Consider the following 18,961-nt stretch of genomic DNA (forward strand, 5'->3'; position numbering starts at 1 on the left):
TCCATGGTAAAATAGACCGTATGCAATTTATAGAAGCGAATAAGTTAGATAGAGCGCTCAAGGGGCGGCTGGCGAGTGGTTAGTTAGTGCCACCGACCCTTTGGCAAGATTAAGTTGGAATCAGCAGAGCGGTCTGGGCGGTTTTCCGTCGGCGCCGTTCATTAAAAATATCGGTTAAACCGGTTAATGAGGGCCCATGTGGGGTCACAGATAGGGGAACGAAGATGCGTATTCTTTTTGTTGGTGATGTTGTTGGAAATATTGGTGTGGACATGATTCATGAGTACTTGCCACAGCTCAAGCGGGATCTTAAACCGCAAGTCACCATCGTCAATGGGGAAAATTCTACCCCAGTTGGCCGGGGGATCAGTCACAATATTTATAAGCAACTGCTGAAAGATGGGGCAGACGTGGTTACCATGGGAAATCATACGTGGGATAACGCCGAGCTTTATGACTTTATTGGTGGTGCGAACCGCCTAGTACGGCCAGCAAATTTTCCGGGCGATACCCCGGGACAGGGCTGGACGAAGGTTAAGGTTAATCAACAAGTGTTAGCAGTGGTTAACCTGCAGGGACGGGTCTTCATGAACCCCATGGATGATCCCTTTGCTAAGATGCAAGCGTTACTGCCAGAATTGGACACGGACTTTGTCTTTGTTGACTTTCACGCCGAGACGACAAGTGAAAAACGCGCCTTTGCGATGCGTTACGATGGGCAGTTGTCCGCAGTGGTGGGGACACACACCCACGTTCAGACGAGTGATGCACAAGTTCTCAAACACGGGACGGCCTTTCTAACGGAAGCAGGGATGACTGGTCCTGCTGACAGCATCTTAGGGATGCAAGCGGACAGCGTCATTGAACGCTTCGAGAATCAACGGCCGACCCGCTACACCGTACAAGAAAAGGGCGCGGGGCTCTTATCCGGTTGTGTGATTGATTTGAATGACAAGACGGGCCACGCCACTCGGATTCACTCGATCCTAATCAGCCCGCAACACCCGTACCAAAGTTAATTTTTTTGAAGTGAAAGGATGAACCAATTTCCATGACGAAAACAACGCCCATGATGGCTCAATATCAAAAGATTAAGGATCAATATCCGGATGCCTTCCTGTTCTATCGACTCGGGGACTTCTATGAAATGTTCAACGAGGACGCCGTCAAGGGTTCCCAGTTGTTGGAGTTAACGTTAACGACTCGGAGCCACAGCGCCAAGAATCCTATTCCCATGTGCGGGGTGCCCCACAAAGCGGTCCAGAGTTATATTGATATTCTGGTCGATCAGGGCTATAAGGTCGCCATCTGTGAACAAATGGAAGACCCTAAACTAGCCAAAGGAATGGTCAAACGGGAGGTCATTCAACTGGTGACGCCGGGGACCCAGACTGACACGGGGGCGGCCGGAGCCAAGCGGAATAATTACTTAACGGCGCTCACCATGACAGATGCGACGCACTATGGATTGGCGTATACCGATCTTTCTACGGGGGAGCTGAAAGCGGCCGAATTAGGAACCGTCGACACGGTAATTAACGAGCTCATGAGCTTGCAAACTAAAGAAGTGGTCGTTGATCCCAGTGTGAGCGAAGACCTGCAATCACGGTGCCGCCAACTGGGAATGATGATTTCCGCCCAGCCGGATATTCAGACGAGTTCTGAGTTGAGCTACGTTGAACAAGACCTGACGAGTGATCTGTTGAAACAGGTGACGGGGGTGCTGGTAACCTACGTCACGGTGACACAAAAGCGGAGCCTGGCTCACTTGCAGCGGGCGGTGGCTTATCAGCCAGCAGCCTTCTTGAAGATGGATCATGCCTCACAGTCTAATTTGGAAATTACCCAGAACTTACGGACGAAGAAGAAATCCGGGACCCTACTGTGGCTATTGGACGAGACCAAGACGGCCATGGGTGGGCGGTTACTGAAGCAGTGGCTCGATCGGCCGTTGATTGATCGTGCACAAATTGAAAAACGTCAGGCCAAGGCCGGTGTCCTGCTGGACCACTACTTTGAACGGAGTAACTTGCAAGCCGAACTGGTAAAAGTTTATGACTTGGAGCGTTTGGCTGGTCGGGTAGCCTTTGGGAGTGTTAATGGCCGGGACCTCATTCAGTTGCAGACGTCGTTGGAACAGGTGCCGCAGATTACCCACACCATTGAAGAACTGGATGAGCCGGTCTTTGATACCACGCTACAACAACTAGATCCAGTGGACGACGTTGCGGATGCGATTCGCGATGCCATTGTTCCCGAACCGCCGTTGTCCGTGACGGATGGTGGGGTGATTCGCGACGGCTACAGCGACCAACTCGATGAGTATCGCGATGCCATGCGTCACGGTAAGCAGTGGCTAGCCGAATTAGAAGCGCATGAACGTGAAGTCACGGGGATTAATAACCTCAAGATTGGGTACAATCACGTCTTTGGGTACTACATTGAAGTGACTAAGGTTAACTTGAACAAATTGCCTGCCGATCGGTACGAACGGAAACAAACGTTGGCGAACGCCGAACGGTTCTCAACGCCGGAACTTAAAGATAAGGAACGGCTGATTCTGGAAGCTGAAGAAAAGTCGACGGCACTGGAATATAAATTGTTTGTGGACCTACGTGAACAAGTGAAAAAGGCCATTACACGGTTACAAAAGCTAGCGGCGATTATTGCCAGCTTGGATGTTTTACAAAGTTTTGCAGTGGTCAGTGAGGACTATCATTTCGTGAAGCCAACGCTGATTGCTGGACATGACCTAGAGATCAAGCAGGGCCGCCACCCAGTGGTTGAGAAGGTTCTGGGGCGTCAGTCCTACGTCCCTAACGACGTTTCGATGAATGATCAGACCAACATTCTCTTGATCACGGGGCCGAACATGTCCGGGAAGAGTACCTACATGCGGCAGCTAGCGTTGACAGTGATTATGGCGCAGATGGGGTGTTTTGTCCCGGCTGAATCCGCTCAAATGCCCGTCTTCGATCAAATTTTTACGCGAATCGGTGCGGCCGACGACCTTATTTCTGGGCAAAGTACCTTCATGGTCGAGATGCAGGAAGCCAATCGGGCCCTGAGCCACGCCACGGCTAACAGCCTCATCTTGTTTGATGAAATTGGCCGGGGAACTGCGACTTATGACGGTATGGCGTTAGCCCAGGCCATTATTGAGTTTGTTCATGATCAGGTTCATGCGAAGACCCTCTTCTCCACCCACTATCACGAGCTGACGGCGCTGGAAGATTCTCTAAAAGCGCTGCGGAATGTACACGTTGGCGCGGTGGAACAAGACGGTGACTTGGTCTTCTTGCATCAGATGCAACCAGGACCCGCCGACAAGTCTTACGGGATTCATGTGGCTAAATTAGCGGGGATGCCGACGCCGTTGTTAAAACGCGCTGAGGTGATCTTAACGGATCTGGAGGATGAAGCGGCTAAGCAACCAGCGATGGCAGCGAAGACCCCCGTGACGGAAGCGCCTGCTGCGGAAACTTCAGACGCAGCGCCAACCACCCAGTCGGCCGCAAGTGCGCCTGAATCCGCTGCACCAGCCCCGGCGTCGACTGTTGAGACATCCCCTGAATCCGCCACCGCGACTGATCAACAGTTGTCCCTCTTTAACGATGAACCAGAGATGAGTCCAGCTGGGGCCAAGGTGATTGCCCAGTTAAGCCAATTGAACTTGATGGGCATGACGCCAATGGACGTGATGAGTCAAGTCTACAAGTGGCAACAGAAATTATCTAAATAACGAAGTAAAGCTAAAGAAAGGATGGGCCGTACATGCCTAAAATTCATGAATTGGCGTCGGTGTTGGCCGACCAAATTGCTGCAGGTGAAGTGGTTGAACGGCCTGCCTCCGTCGTTAAGGAACTGGTTGAAAATGCGGTTGATGCGCACAGTAAACAGGTTGACATCACCGTGGAAGAAGCCGGATTACAACGAATTACCGTGGTCGATGATGGGGATGGCATTGCCGATGAAGACGCCGAAATGGCCTTTAAACGGCATGCCACCAGTAAAATCACGGATCGAAAAGATCTCTTTCGGATTAAGTCGCTAGGGTTCCGTGGCGAGGCGCTGCCCAGTATTGCCTCGGTTGCCGACGTGACCTTGACGACGTCCACGGGTGGTGTGGGGACTTTAATCCACAACGTGGGCGGGATCATTAAAGAACACACGGCTGCGGCGGCACGCAAGGGAACGACCGTCACGGTTAAAGATTTGTTTGGCAACGTACCGGCACGGTTAAAATACCTAAAGTCGCCGGCGACAGAGTTAGCGCGGATTACAGATATTGTGAACCGATTGGCGTTGAGCTATCCGCAGGTGGCATTTTCACTGATCCACAATGGCCGTGAGTTGACGCGAACGACTGGGCGAGGTGACTTGCAGCAGGTTATCGCCGGCATTTATGGCGTTCAGAGTGCTCGCAAGATGGTCGCCATTAAAGGGGCCAATCCTGATTTCAAGGTGACGGGTTACGTGAGCTTGCCAGAGTTGACGCGGGCCAGTCGGCAATATATTTCACTCTTACTGAACGGCCGGTACATCCACAATTTTCAGCTGAGTAAGGCGTTGATTGCGGGTTACGGGTCGAAGCTGATGGTTGGACGCTATCCCTTGGCGGTGTTAGATATCAAGATGGATCCGCTATTGGTTGATGTCAACGTGCACCCCACGAAACAGGAGGTGCGGATTAGCCAGGAACCAGAGCTCACGCAATTGATTCAGGAAACGGTCTTTAAGCGGCTTTCAACGGAGAATTTGATTCCAGATGTCTTCAATGAGCTACCGAAGGCCAAGACGACTGAACCGGCTACCGATCAACTGACGATGGCGTTAAATGACGCTTCGACTAAGTATGAGGCTCCTCAGGCGGCACCAACGCCAGTTGCCAATTCAGCTGCACCGTCGAGGCCAGCGCCGACCCCTGCGGCGGGGCCACAACCACTGACGACACCCGAAGAAGTGCCCGTTGAACCGGTAGTAGTCCACCAACGTACTGACTTTCAGTTGCCGAGTGTTCAGGCCTTCGATGCTAAATACCAGGTGGAACAACCGGGAGCGCCGTTGGGTGGGGCTACCGAGTCAGCGGCTGATGAGCCCGCCGTGGCCGCTCAATCGCTTGAGCCGGTGCCCCAAGCGACGCAGCTCAGCCAAGCCCAGCCGCAACAGCGGTTCCCCGCGCTTCGCTATTTGGGTCAAGTGCACGGCACTTATTTGCTAGCAGAGGCCGACGATGGTCTGTATCTGATCGACCAACACGCGGCACAGGAACGGGTTAACTACGAGTTCTATCGCCAGGCCATCGGCGAGGTAAGTGACGATGAACAGAAGTTGCTGGTGCCGATTGTGTTGGATTACCCGACCACTGATGTCTTGGAGCTCAGTAACCATATCGACACGTTGGATAGTGTCGGGGTTCATTTGGAATCCTTCGGGCCTAATAGTTTTATCGTGCACGAGCATCCAACGTGGTTCAAAGCGGGGCAAGAAACGGATACGATTAAAGAAATGGTGGATTGGGTGCTCAAGGACGGCAAGATCTCGGTGGCGGCTTTCCGGGAAAAGACGGCGATTATGATGAGTTGTAAACGCGCAATTAAAGCCAATCACCATCTCGATGATCAGCAGGCCCGGGCGTTGCTCAAAAAGTTAGCAACGGCAGAAAATCCATTCAACTGCCCCCACGGCCGCCCAGTTCTAGTGCATTTGACGGATCAGGACTTGGAAAAACTGTTCAAGCGGATTCAAGATCCTCATCACAGTGGGGATGACTGGGGCGAATAATGCTGGGCCCCACCACCGGCTAATTTGGCCGAATTCACTGCAGGTCAGTGGTGAATATGGTACAATTTAAAAAGCAAACATACGTTTTATTAAAGGAGATTAGACTGGTCATGTATGAATACCTTCATGGTGTCATTACGGCAGTGTACCCGGACCACGTGGTGATTGAGGTTAACGGCGTGGGGTATTTGGTCAACACGGCCAATCCCTACCGCTATCAGGTGAGCACGGCAGCCGTAACCATTTACGTTTATCAGGCGGTGAGTGATACTGCACAGACCCTGTATGGGTTCCAAGATTTCGCAGAGAAACAACTGTTTTTAAAATTGATTAATGTGAACGGGATTGGTCCTAAGAGTGCGCTCGCCATTCTGGCCAATCCGGATCATCAAGGCCTGATGCAGGCCATTCGAACCAATGACGTCAGCTTCTTAACCAAGTTTCCTGGCGTGGGTAAGAAGACCGCGGGCCAGATTGTGCTCGACCTGCAAGGCAAGTTGGATGATTTGACACCCGCCGATGACGGCGCACTTTTTACACCAGAAGTGGCGACTACGGATGAGGAAAATCCGCAGCTGGCAGACGCATTGGCTGCGCTGGCGGCCTTGGGTTATCGCGAAACGGCCGTCAAGAAGATTACGCCTAAGCTTAAGCAGTTTGCGGGCAAGTCAACCAATGACTACCTCAGCGAGGGGTTGCGGCTGTTAACCACTTAAAAACTAGCACTTACGACGGGAAAGTCACTAAACTCAGTGAAAGGAGACTGAACGATGGCTGATGATGATCGACTGGTATCGCCAGAACCGGAGAATGAAAATGAAGATTCAATTGAAAAGTCGTTACGTCCCCAGACACTAGCGCAATATATTGGTCAGGATCCGATTAAGCACGAGCTTCAGGTCTACATTCAAGCGGCTAAACAGCGTGAAGAATCCTTGGACCACGTGTTGTTGTATGGGCCACCTGGATTAGGGAAGACCACGTTAGCCATGGTGATCGCTAATGAGATGGCCGTTCACATTCGAACAACCAGTGGACCGGCTATCGAGAAGCCTGGGGATCTGGTTGCCCTACTCAATGAGCTACAGCCCGGTGATATTCTATTTATTGATGAAATTCACCGGCTGCCTAAGATCGTTGAGGAAATGCTTTATTCAGCGATGGAAGACTTTTATATCGACATCGTGGTGGGGCAGGGACCAACCGCCCATCCCGTGCATTTCCCGCTGCCACCGTTTACGTTGATTGGGGCCACCACCCGGGCCGGCCTCTTGTCGGCGCCGTTGCGTGATCGATTCGGTATTGTCGAGCATATGGCTTACTACGAGACGCGTGATCTGCAGGAAATTGTGGAACGGTCGGCTGACATTTTCAACACGTCCATTGCGACGGAAGGGGCCCATGAAGTGGCGCTACGCTCGCGCGGCACCCCGCGGATTGCCAATCGACTATTGCGGCGGATTCGCGATTTCGCGGAGGTTTCGCCGGATCATTCGACCATTGACCGTGCCATTGTCGATCATGCCCTCACTTTATTGCGAGTCGATTCGGCAGGACTTGACCCAACCGATATTAAATTACTAAAAACGATGATTAATTACTATGACGGGGGGCCAGTGGGGCTAAATACCCTGGCGGCCAATATCGGTGAAGAGACCGAAACCGTTGCGGCGATGTACGAGCCGTACCTGCTACAATGTGGGTATCTGAAGCGCACGGCGCGTGGCCGCGTCGTCACGGCAGCGGGTTATGAACATTTGGGATTGCCGATGCCTCATCAAGACAACGCGTAAAGGAGCTAAACCACCATGGGATATACCTTAGATGACTTTGATTACGACTTGCCACAGGAATTGATTGCCCAAACACCGATTAAGCAGCGGGACACGTCCCGGCTATTGGTGCTGGATCACCAAGCACATACACTGGAAGATAAACATTTCTATGATATCTTAGACGAGCTGCACCCCGGGGATGCCGTGGTGATGAACGATTCACGGGTGTTGCCGGCGAGGTTGTACGGTATTCGTGAGGAGACCGGAGGACACGTTGAGGTGCTACTCTTGCACAACGTCGAAGGCGATGTGTGGGAGACCTTGATGAAGCCGGCCAAACGCCTACACGTGGGAACCGTGGTGAACTTTGGCGATGGGCAGTTGACGGCGACGATCACCGAAGAACGCGACGAGGGAATTCGCTTGATTGAATTTCATTACACGGGAATCTTTATGGAGATCCTGGAGCGCTTGGGTGAAACGCCACTGCCACCCTACATTAAGGCTAAGCTAGACGACCCAGATCGTTATCAGACGGTTTACGCGAAGGAAAATGGATCGGCGGCGGCCCCAACGGCTGGTCTGCACTGGACTCAAGCGCTGTTGGATAAGGTCGCGGCTAAGGGGGTTAAACTAGTCTACGTCACGTTGCACGTTGGCTTAGGAACCTTCCGCCCGGTGGAAGAGGCAAACATCGAAGATCACAAGATGCACAGCGAATTCTATCGGTTAGATGCAGCGGCTGCCAAAACCCTGAATGAGGTGCGGGCCAACGGTGGTCGGATTGTGGCGACTGGAACCACGTCGATTCGGACGTTAGAAACGATTGGGAGTAAATTCCACGGCGAGATTCGCCCAGATTCAGGTTGGACCGACATTTTCATTAAGCCAGGGTATCACTGGCAGGTCGTGAACGCCTTCATCACTAATTTTCATTTACCGAAGTCGACGCTAGTGATGCTGGTCGCAGCATTTACTGGTCGCGACCAGATTCTCAACGCCTATCAGCACGCCATCGAGGAACGCTATCGTTTCTTTAGCTTTGGTGATGCGATGTTTATCAAATAACGGAGGATGATCCATGGAACCCGCGATTAAGTATCGCCTGTTAAAAACAGAAAAGCACACGGGGGCCCGGTTGGGTGAATTAATCACCCCCCACGGGACTTTTAAGACACCAATGTTCATGCCAGTGGGAACTCAGGCCACGGTTAAGAATATCAGCCCGGATGAACTGGATGAGATGGGATCGCAAGTGATCTTAGCGAACACCTATCATCTGTGGCTTCAACCCGGTCCGGACCTGATTGAAGAAGCGGGCGGACTGCACAAATTCATGAACTGGGACAAGGGAATCTTGACGGATTCAGGGGGCTTTCAGGTGTGGTCATTATCCAAACACCGGAAGCTGACTGAAGAAGGGGTCCACTTTAGAAATGAGATTAACGGGGACCGACTCTTCCTGTCACCAGAGAAGGCCATTGGCATTGAAAACAAACTAGGCCCGGATATCATGATGAGCTTAGACGAATGCCCGCCATTCTTTGAGAGTTATGATTACGTGAAGCATTCCGTCGAACGCACGAGTCGTTGGGCGGAGCGGGGACTAAAGGCCCACGCCCATCCCGATTACCAAGGTTTATTTGGGATCGTTCAAGGCGCCGGCTATGAGGACTTGCGGCGGCAATCGGCGAAGGACTTAGTCAGTCTGGACTTCCCCGGCTACTCGATCGGCGGCCTTTCCGTGGGCGAATCCAAGGCAGAAATGAATCGCGTCTTGGCTTTTACGACGCCACTGCTACCGGAGAACAAGCCGCGCTATTTGATGGGTGTCGGAACGGCTGATTCCTTGATTGATGGCGTGATTCGGGGTGTCGATATGTTTGACTGTGTGCTCCCTACACGAATTGGTCGAAAGGGAACCTGCATGACCAGTCGGGGTCGGCTGGTCGTCAAGAATGCCGCCTATGCCCACGACTTTGGGCCGCTTGATCCGGAGTGTGACTGCTACGTTTGCCGGAACTATAGTCGGGCCTATATCCGGCACCTGTTCAAGGCTGATGAATACTTTGGTCAACGGCTAGCCAGTTATCATAATCTTTACTTCTTACACAACCTGATGAAACGGGTTCGGCAGGCAATTTGGGATGATAATTTACTAGAACTGCGGGAATCAGTCTTTGAAAAATATGGCTACAATGCCGAACATCCCAAGAACTTCTAGAAATAATTGGACGGAATCCGTTGGTTCTGGTAAAGTTGTTCAGTAGAGAATACGAAGGAGTGAAGGAAACGTGTTTGATAATTTTGTAATTGCCGCTGCCGGGGGTAGCCAAGTTTACACGATTGGTATCTTAGTGCTGTTCTTAGCCCTCATGTACTTCTTAATGTTGCGGCCACAACAAAAGCAACAAAAGAAGCACCGTGAAATGATGAGTCAATTAAAGAAGGGTGACCACGTGGTAACGATTGGTCGCTTACACGGTGTCATTGATGAAATCAACGAGACTGATAAGACGGTTACTTTGGATTGCGATGGGATCTACTTGGTCTTTGACTTACGGGCCATCTCATCAGTAACGGCACAAGCACCAGCTGCTGTGACGGCACCTGCCGCTGCAGCCACCAGTGAAGCTGCTAGTGATGCCCAACCTGCTGAAAGTGCAGCTGATGATTCAGCTGATACGGCCGACAGTGCTGCGGATGACGCTAAAGACGACACTAAATAAAGTTGACCATCACTCACTGATCAGTCGGTGAGTTTAAGGACCTGGGACTATTCCAGGTCCTTTTTTGAATTGGTGAAAGCTACTTTGAGTGGTGACTAACAGTGGAATGGCGCGTGGTGCATAAGATTTAGCTGCTACTGGTGGTGATTTTAGTTGAGAACAAACGTCTGTTCGATTATAATTTAAGCAAGATGATGTCACAATGATAGGGGGGAGTCCGATGAAGCCAGCAGCCAAGTATACGCAACGTAAGATCATCCACGTTGATATGGATGCTTTCTATGCGTCCATTGAGGAGCGCGACCATCCGGAATTCAAGGGTCACCCCCTGATTGTGGCGCAGGACCCCCGGAAGACTGGCGGACGGGGCGTGGTCACGACGGCCAATTATATTGCGCGGCAGACGGGGGTGCACTCGGCAATGAATGCCAACGAGGCACTGAAGCTCTGTCCCAATGCGATCTTCAAAACGCCGGATTTCCCCCGTTACCGGCAAGTATCCGATCAGATTCATGCCATCTTTCATGAATATACGGATAAGATTGAGACGGTCGCCTTTGATGAAGCTTATTTAGACGTGACCGTGAATAAACATCAGCTCCACTCCGCCGTCCAGGTGGCCCACGCGATTCAGGCGGAAATCTTTGATCAAACGCATTTGACCTGTTCGACGGGAATCTCGTACAGCAAATTTCTAGCTAAGGAAGCGTCAGATTTTCGTAAACCAGTCGGGGTCTGTGTGATCTTGCCCGAAGATGCCCATGATTTCTTGATGGCTTTGCCGATTGCCCGGTTTCGTGGCGTGGGCAAGAAGACGGTGCCTAAGATGCACGAACTGGGGATCTTGACCGGGGCCGACTTGTATCAACGCAGCCAACTCGAGCTGATTCATGACTTTGGTAAGTTCGGCTACGTGCTGTATCAGCGGGTGCGTGGGATTGACGAGCGACCGGTGGAGTATCAGCGCGAACGGAAGTCGATTGGTAAAGAGCGTACTTACGGGCCGCCACTCAGGACGACTGGGGAGGTCGAGGCTCAATTGCGCCGCTTAGCCGAAATGGTTGCGCAAACGGTGCGGCAGAAACAACGTCACGGTAAAACCTTGGTCTTGAAGCTCCGTGATAGTCAATTCAACACGATTACGAAGCGGGTGACTCAGCCGGATTTCATCAGCAACGATGCCACCGTCTACTATGATTTGGCGTTAGAAATTTATCAAAGTGTGGCGCGCGAGGACGAACAGGTACGGCTACTGGGGATTACCCTGACAGGCTTGGCACCGCAAACATTCGAAGAGCTAAAGCTACCATTATTCGGTGGTGACCAGCCACGTTGAGAGACTTTCCTTTGAAATTACCCCGTAAAACTTGTATACTGAAACGCGGTATCTACGCAGTTGCGTTGGAAAATCGGATAGAAAATGGGTGAACACCAGATGGCTATAGAAAATGCGATTCTAGCAGAAATAAAAAAGTATCAAACAATCATTATTCACCGGCATCAACGGCCAGATCCTGACTGTATCGGGGCACAATTGGCGCTGCGGGCAATCCTGCGGGCAAGTTTTCCCGAAAAGACGGTCTACGCTGTGGGTAAGCACTATCCTGGGTTTGACTGGATGGGTCAAGCAGATCAGGATGTCGCTGACGATGTGTATCAAGACGCCTTAGTGATTGTGGTTGACACGGCTAATCAGCCACGCGTTGACGACGAACGGTGGTCGACGGGTAAGGCTCTAATTAAGATTGATCACCATCCGAATGAGGATGCTTTTGGTGACCTGCAATGGGTGTTAGATCAGGCCTCGAGTACGTCTGAAATGTTGTATGACTGGTTTGCAGCTAATGAGGCTGAGTTAACCATGCTCGATGATGCAGCTAGATTGCTCTATGCCGGAATTGTTGGCGATACGGGGCGGTTTATGTACCCCGCAACCTCTGCCAATACCATGGCCGTTGCTGGCAAGTTGATGGCGTATGACTTTTCAGCTTCCGCAGTCAATCAAGCCGAAGACGAAGTATCGCCAGCGGTGGCCAAGTTGTCCGCCTATGTTTATCAGAATTTGGAAATCTTACCGAGCGGGGCCGCTTACCTCAAGCTAAGTGATGAGGTGATTGAACCCTTCGGTCTGGGCGAGGGTGACTCGACGTCAGCAGTCGTGCCACTACCCGGAAAGATTACATCAGTCGTTGCTTGGGCCATCTTCGTTGAATCTAAGGACCACACTTACCGCATTCGGTTGCGGTCAAAGGGGCCATCGATCAATGGATTGGCAAAGAACCACGGTGGGGGCGGTCACGCCTTAGCCAGTGGCGCGGGCGCTAAGGACCAAGCCGAGATCGATCAGGTCGTCCACGAACTCGATGAGTTGGTGGCGGCGTATAAAGGAGAAAATGAATGACCGAAAATTTTAAAGCGTTCAACCTGCAACCGTACTTAATGACGGCGCTGCAGAAGATTGGCTTTGCTAAGCCAACTGCGGTGCAGGCAAAGTTAATTCCCACGATTGCGGCTGGCAAGGATGTTGTGGGCCAGTCACAAACGGGGAGTGGTAAGACGCATACGTTCTTACTGCCCATTTTTAATCAATTAACGTCTGAGAACCAAGTGCAGGCGGTGATTACGACGCCTAGTCGGGAATTGGCTTATCAGATTCACGCCGCAGCGGAGCAACTAGCTGCCGAAGCCCCGTTTGAAATTCGAATTGGTAATTACGTCGGGGGGACGGACAAGCAGCGGCAAGTGAATAAGTTACACCATTATCAGCCGCAACTGGTTATCGGAACGCCGGGGCGGGTCTTGGATTTAATCCAATCACAGGCGCTAGACGTTCACACGACGCGACAATTCGTCGTCGATGAAGCGGATATGACGCTGGATCTGGGTTTCTTGGATCAAGTCGATAAGATTGCTGGACGGATGCCTAAGAACTTGCAGATGATGGTCTTTTCTGCCACCATTCCACAACGCTTAGATCCGTTCTTGCGGAAATATATGAACCATCCAGTGATTGAAGAAATTCCGACAACAACGGTAATTTCGCCAACCATTGATAACTGGTTGATTTCAACGAAGGGTCAGAATCGTAATCAACTGATTTTACAATTGATCACAATGGGCGAGCCATACCTGGTCTTGATTTTTGCCAACACGAAGACGCGGGTTGAACAGATTCACGACTTTTTGAAGGCCCAAGGCTTAAAGGTCGCCATGATTCACGGGGGAATCAAGCCACGTGAGCGTAAGCGCGTGATGCGTGAGGTCAAAAATCTACAGTACCAATTCGTCGTCGCCACCGATCTGGCTGCACGGGGAATCGATATCGAAGGGGTGTCACACGTCATTAACGATGACATTCCAGAGGATCTTGATTTCTTCGTTCACCGGGTTGGTCGGACCGGTCGCCAAGGAATGCCAGGTACGGCGATTACGCTGTACTCACCAGACGAAGAAGCCAAGATCTCAGAGATCGAAGCAATGGGGATTAAGTTCCAGCCTAAGCGGATTAGCAATGGTGAGATTGTGGATTCTTACGACCGGAACCGGCGGACTAAGCGAAACAAGAGTACGGAGAAACTCGATCCGTCCTTGATCGGTTACGTCAAGAAGAAGAAAAAGAAGATCAAACCGGGCTACAAGCATCAAATCAAACAAGAAATTCACCGTCGTAAGGATCAAGAGAAGCGAATTGCGGCGCGGCAAAGTGCCCGGAATGAACGGAAACGGCGTAAGCGCGAATCCGATCGTTACCAATAGACACGGGGTGAAAGGCTGGTCAGCCATTTTTGCCAGGCTTGAATCGGAAACCTTGATTGACAAGGCGCCGGTCGCCACCTATAATTTCTAATGGACATTTAAATAATTAGTTAGAGGACATACTGTTACTTCCCGATTTTCAGAAACGTTTTGGTAGCTGTGAAAAACGATTCGGCAGGTAAACGGCGCTCCCTCAGTTTCATCGCGACTCAGCGTTATGAGTTTAAGAGGTAAACGATTAAAACATCGTTGCAAGTAAAGTGGTACCGCGCTTCGGCGTCTTTACGGGCAACGGTGTTTTTTATACTTTTTTGGAGGTATTTAGAGATGAAAGAGTTAAGTAGTAGTCAGATTCGCCAGATGTACCTCGACTTTTTTAAGTCTAAGGGTCACACCATCGAACCCAGTGCATCGTTAGTGCCTAAGGATGATCCATCATTACTGTGGATTAACTCCGGAGTTGCTACGATGAAGAAATATTTCTCTGGCCAAGTGGTTCCTGAGAATCCGCGGTTAACCAGTTCACAGAAGAGTATTCGGACCAACGATATCGAAAATGTTGGGAAGACGGCGCGGCACCACACGTTATTTGAAATGTTGGGGAACTTCTCCGTGGGGGATTACTTCAAGAAGGAAGCCATCACCTGGGCGTGGGAACTGTTAACCTCTCCCGACTGGTTCGGCTGGGATCCCGATAAATTGTATATGACCGTTTATCCTAAGGATACTGATGCCAAGCAAGACTGGGAAGCTGCCGGCGTCGCACCGGATCACATTATTCCGGTTGAAGATAACTTCTGGGATATTGGTGAGGGTCCTTCTGGTCCCGATTCCGAAATCTTCTACGATCGGGGCGAATCCTTCAACAATTTAGCCGCTGATGATCCTGAAAACTATCCTGGTGGGGAAAATGAACGCTACCTGGAAGTTTGGAACATCGTGTTCTCCCAGTTCAACCATGAACCCGATGGCACTTACAAGCCATTGCCACGGAAGAACATTGATACGGGGATGGGCCTGGAACGAGTTGTGTCTATTTTCCAAAATGCTAAGACTAACTTTGAAACCGACCTGTTCTTGCCAATTATTGAAAAGACGGCTGAACTGAGCGCTGGTAAGAAGTACGGCGCTAATCATGAAGACGACGTTTCCTTCAAGGTGATCGCTGACCATGCCCGGGCCATCACGTTTGCGATTGGCGATGGGGCACTGCCTGGCAACGAAGGTCGGGGCTACGTGATCCGGCGGTTAATTCGGCGGGCAATTGTGAATGGCCAGAAGTTGGGCATTGACGGTGCCTTTCTGGATCAACTGGTACCGGTCGTGGGTAAGATCATGCAATCTTACTACCCAGATGTGCTTAAGCAAAGCGACTATATTGCCAAGGTGGTCCGTTCCGAAGAAGACCGGTTCGGTGAAACTTTGGACGGTGGCTTGAACCTGTTGAACAGTTTGATTGCCGACTTGAAGCAAGAGGGCGGCACTCAGATTGCTGGTGCCGATGCCTTTAAGCTGTATGATACGTATGGGTTTCCGGTTGAATTGACCGAGGAATATGCGGATGATCAAGGCATCACTGTCGATGAAAAAGGTTTCAAGGCAGAAATGCAGAAGCAAAAGGATCGTGCCCGGAACGCTCGCGGCAAGCAAAAGGCCATGGGCTTACAACACGATCTGTTGATCAACGTGAAAACGCCTAGTCAATACGTGGGTTACACGCAATTAGAGACAAAGAGTCAGCTAACGGAATTGGTAGTTGACGATCAGTTAGCCGATGACGCCACGACTGGCACGGTGGAAGCCATGTTTGATACCACGCCATTTTACGCAGAAATGGGTGGTCAAGTTGCTGACAAGGGTGATATTTATGACTTGGACGGCAACGTTGTCGCACACGTTGCAGACGTTCAGCATGCACCTAATGGGCAAAATCTGCATACGTTGACGGTCGTTGCACCTTTGAAGAAGGGAACGACTTACGAGTTAAAGGTTGATCGCAAGTTCCATAGCAAGGTTGAAAAGAACCATACGGCAACTCACTTGTTAGATAAGGCGTTGCGTGAGGTCTTTGGCGAACATACCCAACAAGCGGGTTCACTAGTTGAAGGTGACTACCTGCGGTTTGACTTCACCCACTTTGGTCAAGTTGATCCAGCTGATTTGGCTAAGGCCGAAGCAATCGTTAACGAAAAGATCTTTGCCGAACTTCCTGTCACGACGGTGGAAACTGATATTGAATCCGCTAAGAAGATGGGGGCCATTGCGCTCTTCAGTGAAAAGTATGGTAAGGTTGTGCGAGTTGTGAGCGCGGGCGACTTTGTCACTGAATTCTGTGGTGGAAATCACGTCAAGAACACGAATGAAATTGGCTTGTTCAAGATTACGTCAGAATCTGGCGTCGGCGCCGGTGTTCGCCGGATTGAAGCCGTGACCTCGGCAGCTGCTTATAAGTACTTGCAAGGACGCAGTGAGATCTTAGACGCCGTAGCGGGCCATTTAAAGGTCACTCAGGACGCTGAAATTGAACAGAAGGTAACGAGCCTACAAGCTCAAGTTAAGAGCTTAGAACAGAAGCAAGCAGCCTTAGAAGGCAAGCTTGCCAGTCAAGAGGCCAGTGCGGTCTTCGATCAAGTGACGACTGCTGGTAACTACAAGTTGATCAGCGGCACGGTTCAAGTTTCCAAGATGGACCAATTACGTGCCTTAGCGGACACTTGGCGTGATCAAGCCCTTTCTGATGTACTGGTATTAGGTGCTGAAGTGAATGGCAAGGCCAACCTAATTGTTGCTGTGAGTGCAGACAAGCAAAAACAAGTGAAGGCTGGCGATTTGATCAAGGCCATCGCACCAAAGATTAACGGTGGTGGTGGCGGTCGGCCAAATCTGGCGCAGGCTGGTGGGAAGAACCCAGCGGGCTTGCCAGATGCCATGACAGCAGCGGTTGACTGGTTGACGGCACAAGACTAAGTCACGAGGTTAGACGTGACGTGCTACTAAGTCATGTAACCATAGGCAATCGTTAATCTTCACGTAGCCGTGAGTGAGTCAAATTTGAGCTCAGCCGTGGGATTTACCAAGTGGTTTTCTTGGTAAATGGCGCCTTTGAGACGTGTTTTTTCGGCTCAAAGCGAGGTTCGAGACCGGTCTGTGGCTCGAGCCGTCCTCCCCACAGCGTTCCAGCTCAAAGCTTGACGAACGGTAAGGCGGAAAGAACCATTAGTTTTAGTCCAGTCCAGCCGGTGCTTGGGCGGTTATAAATAGCGATAATATTGGCAAATGGGGGAGCAGTCCGCAATGGGCGGCTCCCTTTATAGTTGCAGTATTACGAATAGATTACATTAGGTCGCGTTCGTTGTAGTTTCCCGAATTATCGAGTAAAATTGAGTCTAAGTGAGGAAGTGCGGGGGTGTTTTATAGTGAGTTCATTAGACAAAACGATGTATTTTGACTTTGGTGCCAACCAGCCAAAGGACGTCCATGATACGCTGGTAACGGTTTATCAAGCACTAGAAGAGAAGGGTTATAACCCAATTAATCAGATTGTCGGCTACCTACTATCAGGCGATCCTGCGTACATTCCGCGGATCAATGATGCGCGGAATCTGATTCGTAAGCATGAACGAGACGAAATTATTGAGGAATTGGTACGCGTTTACCTGAACCAGAATGGACCGGTGAAGCCTTCATGAAATTAATGGGGTTAGATGTTGGTTCACGAACGGTTGGAATTGCGATCAGCGATGCGCTGGGCTGGACGGCTCAGGGGGTCGAAATTATTCCTATTGATGAAGAGTCTGAAGTTTTCGGATTGGATCGAGTGGCGGAACTGGTCGCCGAGCATGATGTCGACGGTTTCGTCGTCGGCTTGCCTAAGAATATGAACAATTCATTAGGGCCACGAGCCGCCGCTTCTCAGCAGTACGGTGAGATGTTGACGGAACGGTTCCACTTACCCGTTGATTTCGAAGACGAACGGTTGACAACCGTAGAGGCGGAGCGTATGTTAGTGGAACAGGCTGATACATCACGCCGTAAGCGTAAAAAAGTAATTGATAAATTAGCAGCCGGGTTAATTCTGCAGAACTATTTAGATCGGCAGGGTAAGTTAACCCGAGAAAAGTGAGGTTTCCCATGAACGACGACCAAGAACAAATCACATTAGTTGATGAAAATGGCAACGAAGAGTTATACGATGTCTTATTTACCTTTGAATCTGACGATTTTGGTAAGTCATATATTTTGATTTACCCAGCCGGTAAGAGTGAGGATGAAGAAGTTGATATTCAAGCCTACGCATTACCAGCCGACGATGATCCAGCTAACCCATCTGGTGGCGATTTACAATTGATCGAATCCGATGATGAATGGGATATGGTTGAGTCCGTATTGAACACCTTCTTAGCAGACGGGACGATTGATCCTAACGCTGGTAAGCAAGGCTAGTCATTGATAAGATAAAAGGGCGGAGGCTTCCGCTCTTTTTATTTGCCGTGAAAGCGTGGTTGCGGGTCAAAATGGCGGATTATGGGAGACAAAACGTGCAACTGATTAGGAAATAATGGTAAAATCAAGTATTGTGCCTTATAGAATCTCATGCGTATTTCTGCGATCGAAAGAATCCTTAGCAGATACGCTGTGACAAGCAGGGGGAATGAGAAATGACGGAACAGACACATCGCTTCAAAGCCGTCATCGCTGGTAAAACCTACACAATTGTAGGTCAAACCTCCGATGAGCATATGCGGGCGGTCACTGAGGTGCTCAACCAGCAATTTTCACAATTGAAGCAATTATCACCTGAAATCTCTAAGGAAGACGCCGCTATTTTAATGGCGTTCAATGCGATCTCTGATCAATTAAAGATGGCCGCAAAACAGGATGCGGCTGACTCAGCTTCAGCGGAAGCGGGGGAATAGG

General features: G+C 50.5%; 16 protein-coding genes. All 16 read left to right on the forward strand.

The genetic code is table 11. The features are described 5' to 3' along the window. The first annotated feature begins 224 nt into the window (after nucleotides 1-224). The 16 genes from HF569_RS01395 (at nucleotide 225) to HF569_RS01470 (ending at nucleotide 18,960) form a co-directional block, all read left to right on the forward strand. Nucleotides 225-1,019: a TIGR00282 family metallophosphoesterase gene (locus tag HF569_RS01395; protein WP_168901056.1), complete on the forward strand. Its 795-nt coding sequence runs from the start codon at nucleotides 225-227 to the stop codon at nucleotides 1,017-1,019. A 32-nt stretch (nucleotides 1,020-1,051) separates the two neighbouring features. After that, nucleotides 1,052-3,742 carry a DNA mismatch repair protein MutS gene (gene mutS, locus HF569_RS01400; RefSeq protein ID WP_168901057.1) on the forward strand — a complete coding sequence of 897 codons (2,691 nt, stop codon included), beginning with the start codon at nucleotides 1,052-1,054 and terminating at the stop codon, nucleotides 3,740-3,742. A 32-nt stretch (nucleotides 3,743-3,774) separates the two neighbouring features. Further along, entirely contained in the window at nucleotides 3,775-5,784 is a 2,010-nt protein-coding gene (gene mutL, locus HF569_RS01405) for a DNA mismatch repair endonuclease MutL (RefSeq protein ID WP_168901058.1), read from the forward strand. 110 nt (nucleotides 5,785-5,894) lie between these two features. Next, nucleotides 5,895-6,500, forward strand: a complete 606-nt coding sequence (gene ruvA, locus HF569_RS01410; protein WP_168901059.1) for a Holliday junction branch migration protein RuvA — start codon at nucleotides 5,895-5,897, stop codon at nucleotides 6,498-6,500. Nucleotides 6,501-6,554: 54 nt separating this feature from the next. Further along, nucleotides 6,555-7,577 carry a Holliday junction branch migration DNA helicase RuvB gene (ruvB, locus tag HF569_RS01415; protein ID WP_168901060.1) on the forward strand — a complete coding sequence of 341 codons (1,023 nt, stop codon included), beginning with the start codon at nucleotides 6,555-6,557 and terminating at the stop codon, nucleotides 7,575-7,577. A 15-nt stretch (nucleotides 7,578-7,592) separates the two neighbouring features. Next, the gene (gene queA / locus HF569_RS01420) at nucleotides 7,593-8,627 is read left to right on the forward strand and encodes a tRNA preQ1(34) S-adenosylmethionine ribosyltransferase-isomerase QueA (protein WP_168901061.1); all 1,035 of its coding nucleotides are present in this window, start codon (nucleotides 7,593-7,595) and stop codon (nucleotides 8,625-8,627) included. A 13-nt stretch (nucleotides 8,628-8,640) separates the two neighbouring features. Next, entirely contained in the window at nucleotides 8,641-9,783 is a 1,143-nt protein-coding gene (gene tgt / locus HF569_RS01425) for a tRNA guanosine(34) transglycosylase Tgt (RefSeq protein ID WP_168901062.1), read from the forward strand. 70 nt (nucleotides 9,784-9,853) lie between these two features. Next, complete coding sequence (gene yajC, locus HF569_RS01430) at nucleotides 9,854-10,288, forward strand: preprotein translocase subunit YajC (RefSeq protein WP_332870948.1); 435 nt, start codon at nucleotides 9,854-9,856, stop codon at nucleotides 10,286-10,288. A gap of 220 nt (nucleotides 10,289-10,508) precedes the next feature. Beyond that, on the forward strand, nucleotides 10,509-11,624 hold the full coding sequence (dinB, locus tag HF569_RS01435; RefSeq protein ID WP_168849828.1) for a DNA polymerase IV: 1,116 nt from the start codon (nucleotides 10,509-10,511) through the stop codon (nucleotides 11,622-11,624). A 99-nt stretch (nucleotides 11,625-11,723) separates the two neighbouring features. Then, on the forward strand, nucleotides 11,724-12,689 hold the full coding sequence (locus HF569_RS01440; RefSeq protein WP_168901063.1) for a DHH family phosphoesterase: 966 nt from the start codon (nucleotides 11,724-11,726) through the stop codon (nucleotides 12,687-12,689). Beyond that, a complete protein-coding gene (locus HF569_RS01445) occupies nucleotides 12,686-14,044 on the forward strand; it encodes a DEAD/DEAH box helicase (RefSeq protein WP_168901064.1) in 1,359 nt (452 codons plus the stop codon). The genes HF569_RS01440 and HF569_RS01445 overlap by 4 nt, the downstream gene beginning before the upstream one ends. 327 nt (nucleotides 14,045-14,371) lie before the next feature. After that, the gene (alaS, locus tag HF569_RS01450; RefSeq protein WP_168901065.1) at nucleotides 14,372-17,011 is read left to right on the forward strand and encodes an alanine--tRNA ligase; all 2,640 of its coding nucleotides are present in this window, start codon (nucleotides 14,372-14,374) and stop codon (nucleotides 17,009-17,011) included. Between the two features lie 449 nt (nucleotides 17,012-17,460). Beyond that, entirely contained in the window at nucleotides 17,461-17,733 is a 273-nt protein-coding gene (locus HF569_RS01455) for an IreB family regulatory phosphoprotein (protein WP_020088343.1), read from the forward strand. Further along, nucleotides 17,730-18,167 (forward strand): Holliday junction resolvase RuvX, encoded by a 438-nt coding sequence (ruvX, locus tag HF569_RS01460; RefSeq protein ID WP_168901066.1) that lies wholly within the window; start codon nucleotides 17,730-17,732, stop codon nucleotides 18,165-18,167. The genes HF569_RS01455 and ruvX overlap by 4 nt, the downstream gene beginning before the upstream one ends. An 8-nt stretch (nucleotides 18,168-18,175) precedes the next feature. Continuing rightward, nucleotides 18,176-18,487, forward strand: coding sequence for a DUF1292 domain-containing protein (locus tag HF569_RS01465; RefSeq protein WP_168849823.1), 312 nt, complete (start codon nucleotides 18,176-18,178; stop codon nucleotides 18,485-18,487). Nucleotides 18,488-18,702: 215 nt separating this feature from the next. Beyond that, nucleotides 18,703-18,960, forward strand: coding sequence for a cell division protein ZapA (locus HF569_RS01470; RefSeq protein ID WP_168901067.1), 258 nt, complete (start codon nucleotides 18,703-18,705; stop codon nucleotides 18,958-18,960). Nucleotide 18,961 lies beyond the last annotated feature (1 nt).

Origin of the sequence: Levilactobacillus tujiorum (genome assembly GCF_012641185.1) — a bacterium.
Taxonomy (GTDB): Bacteria; Bacillota; Bacilli; order Lactobacillales; family Lactobacillaceae; genus Levilactobacillus; species Levilactobacillus tujiorum.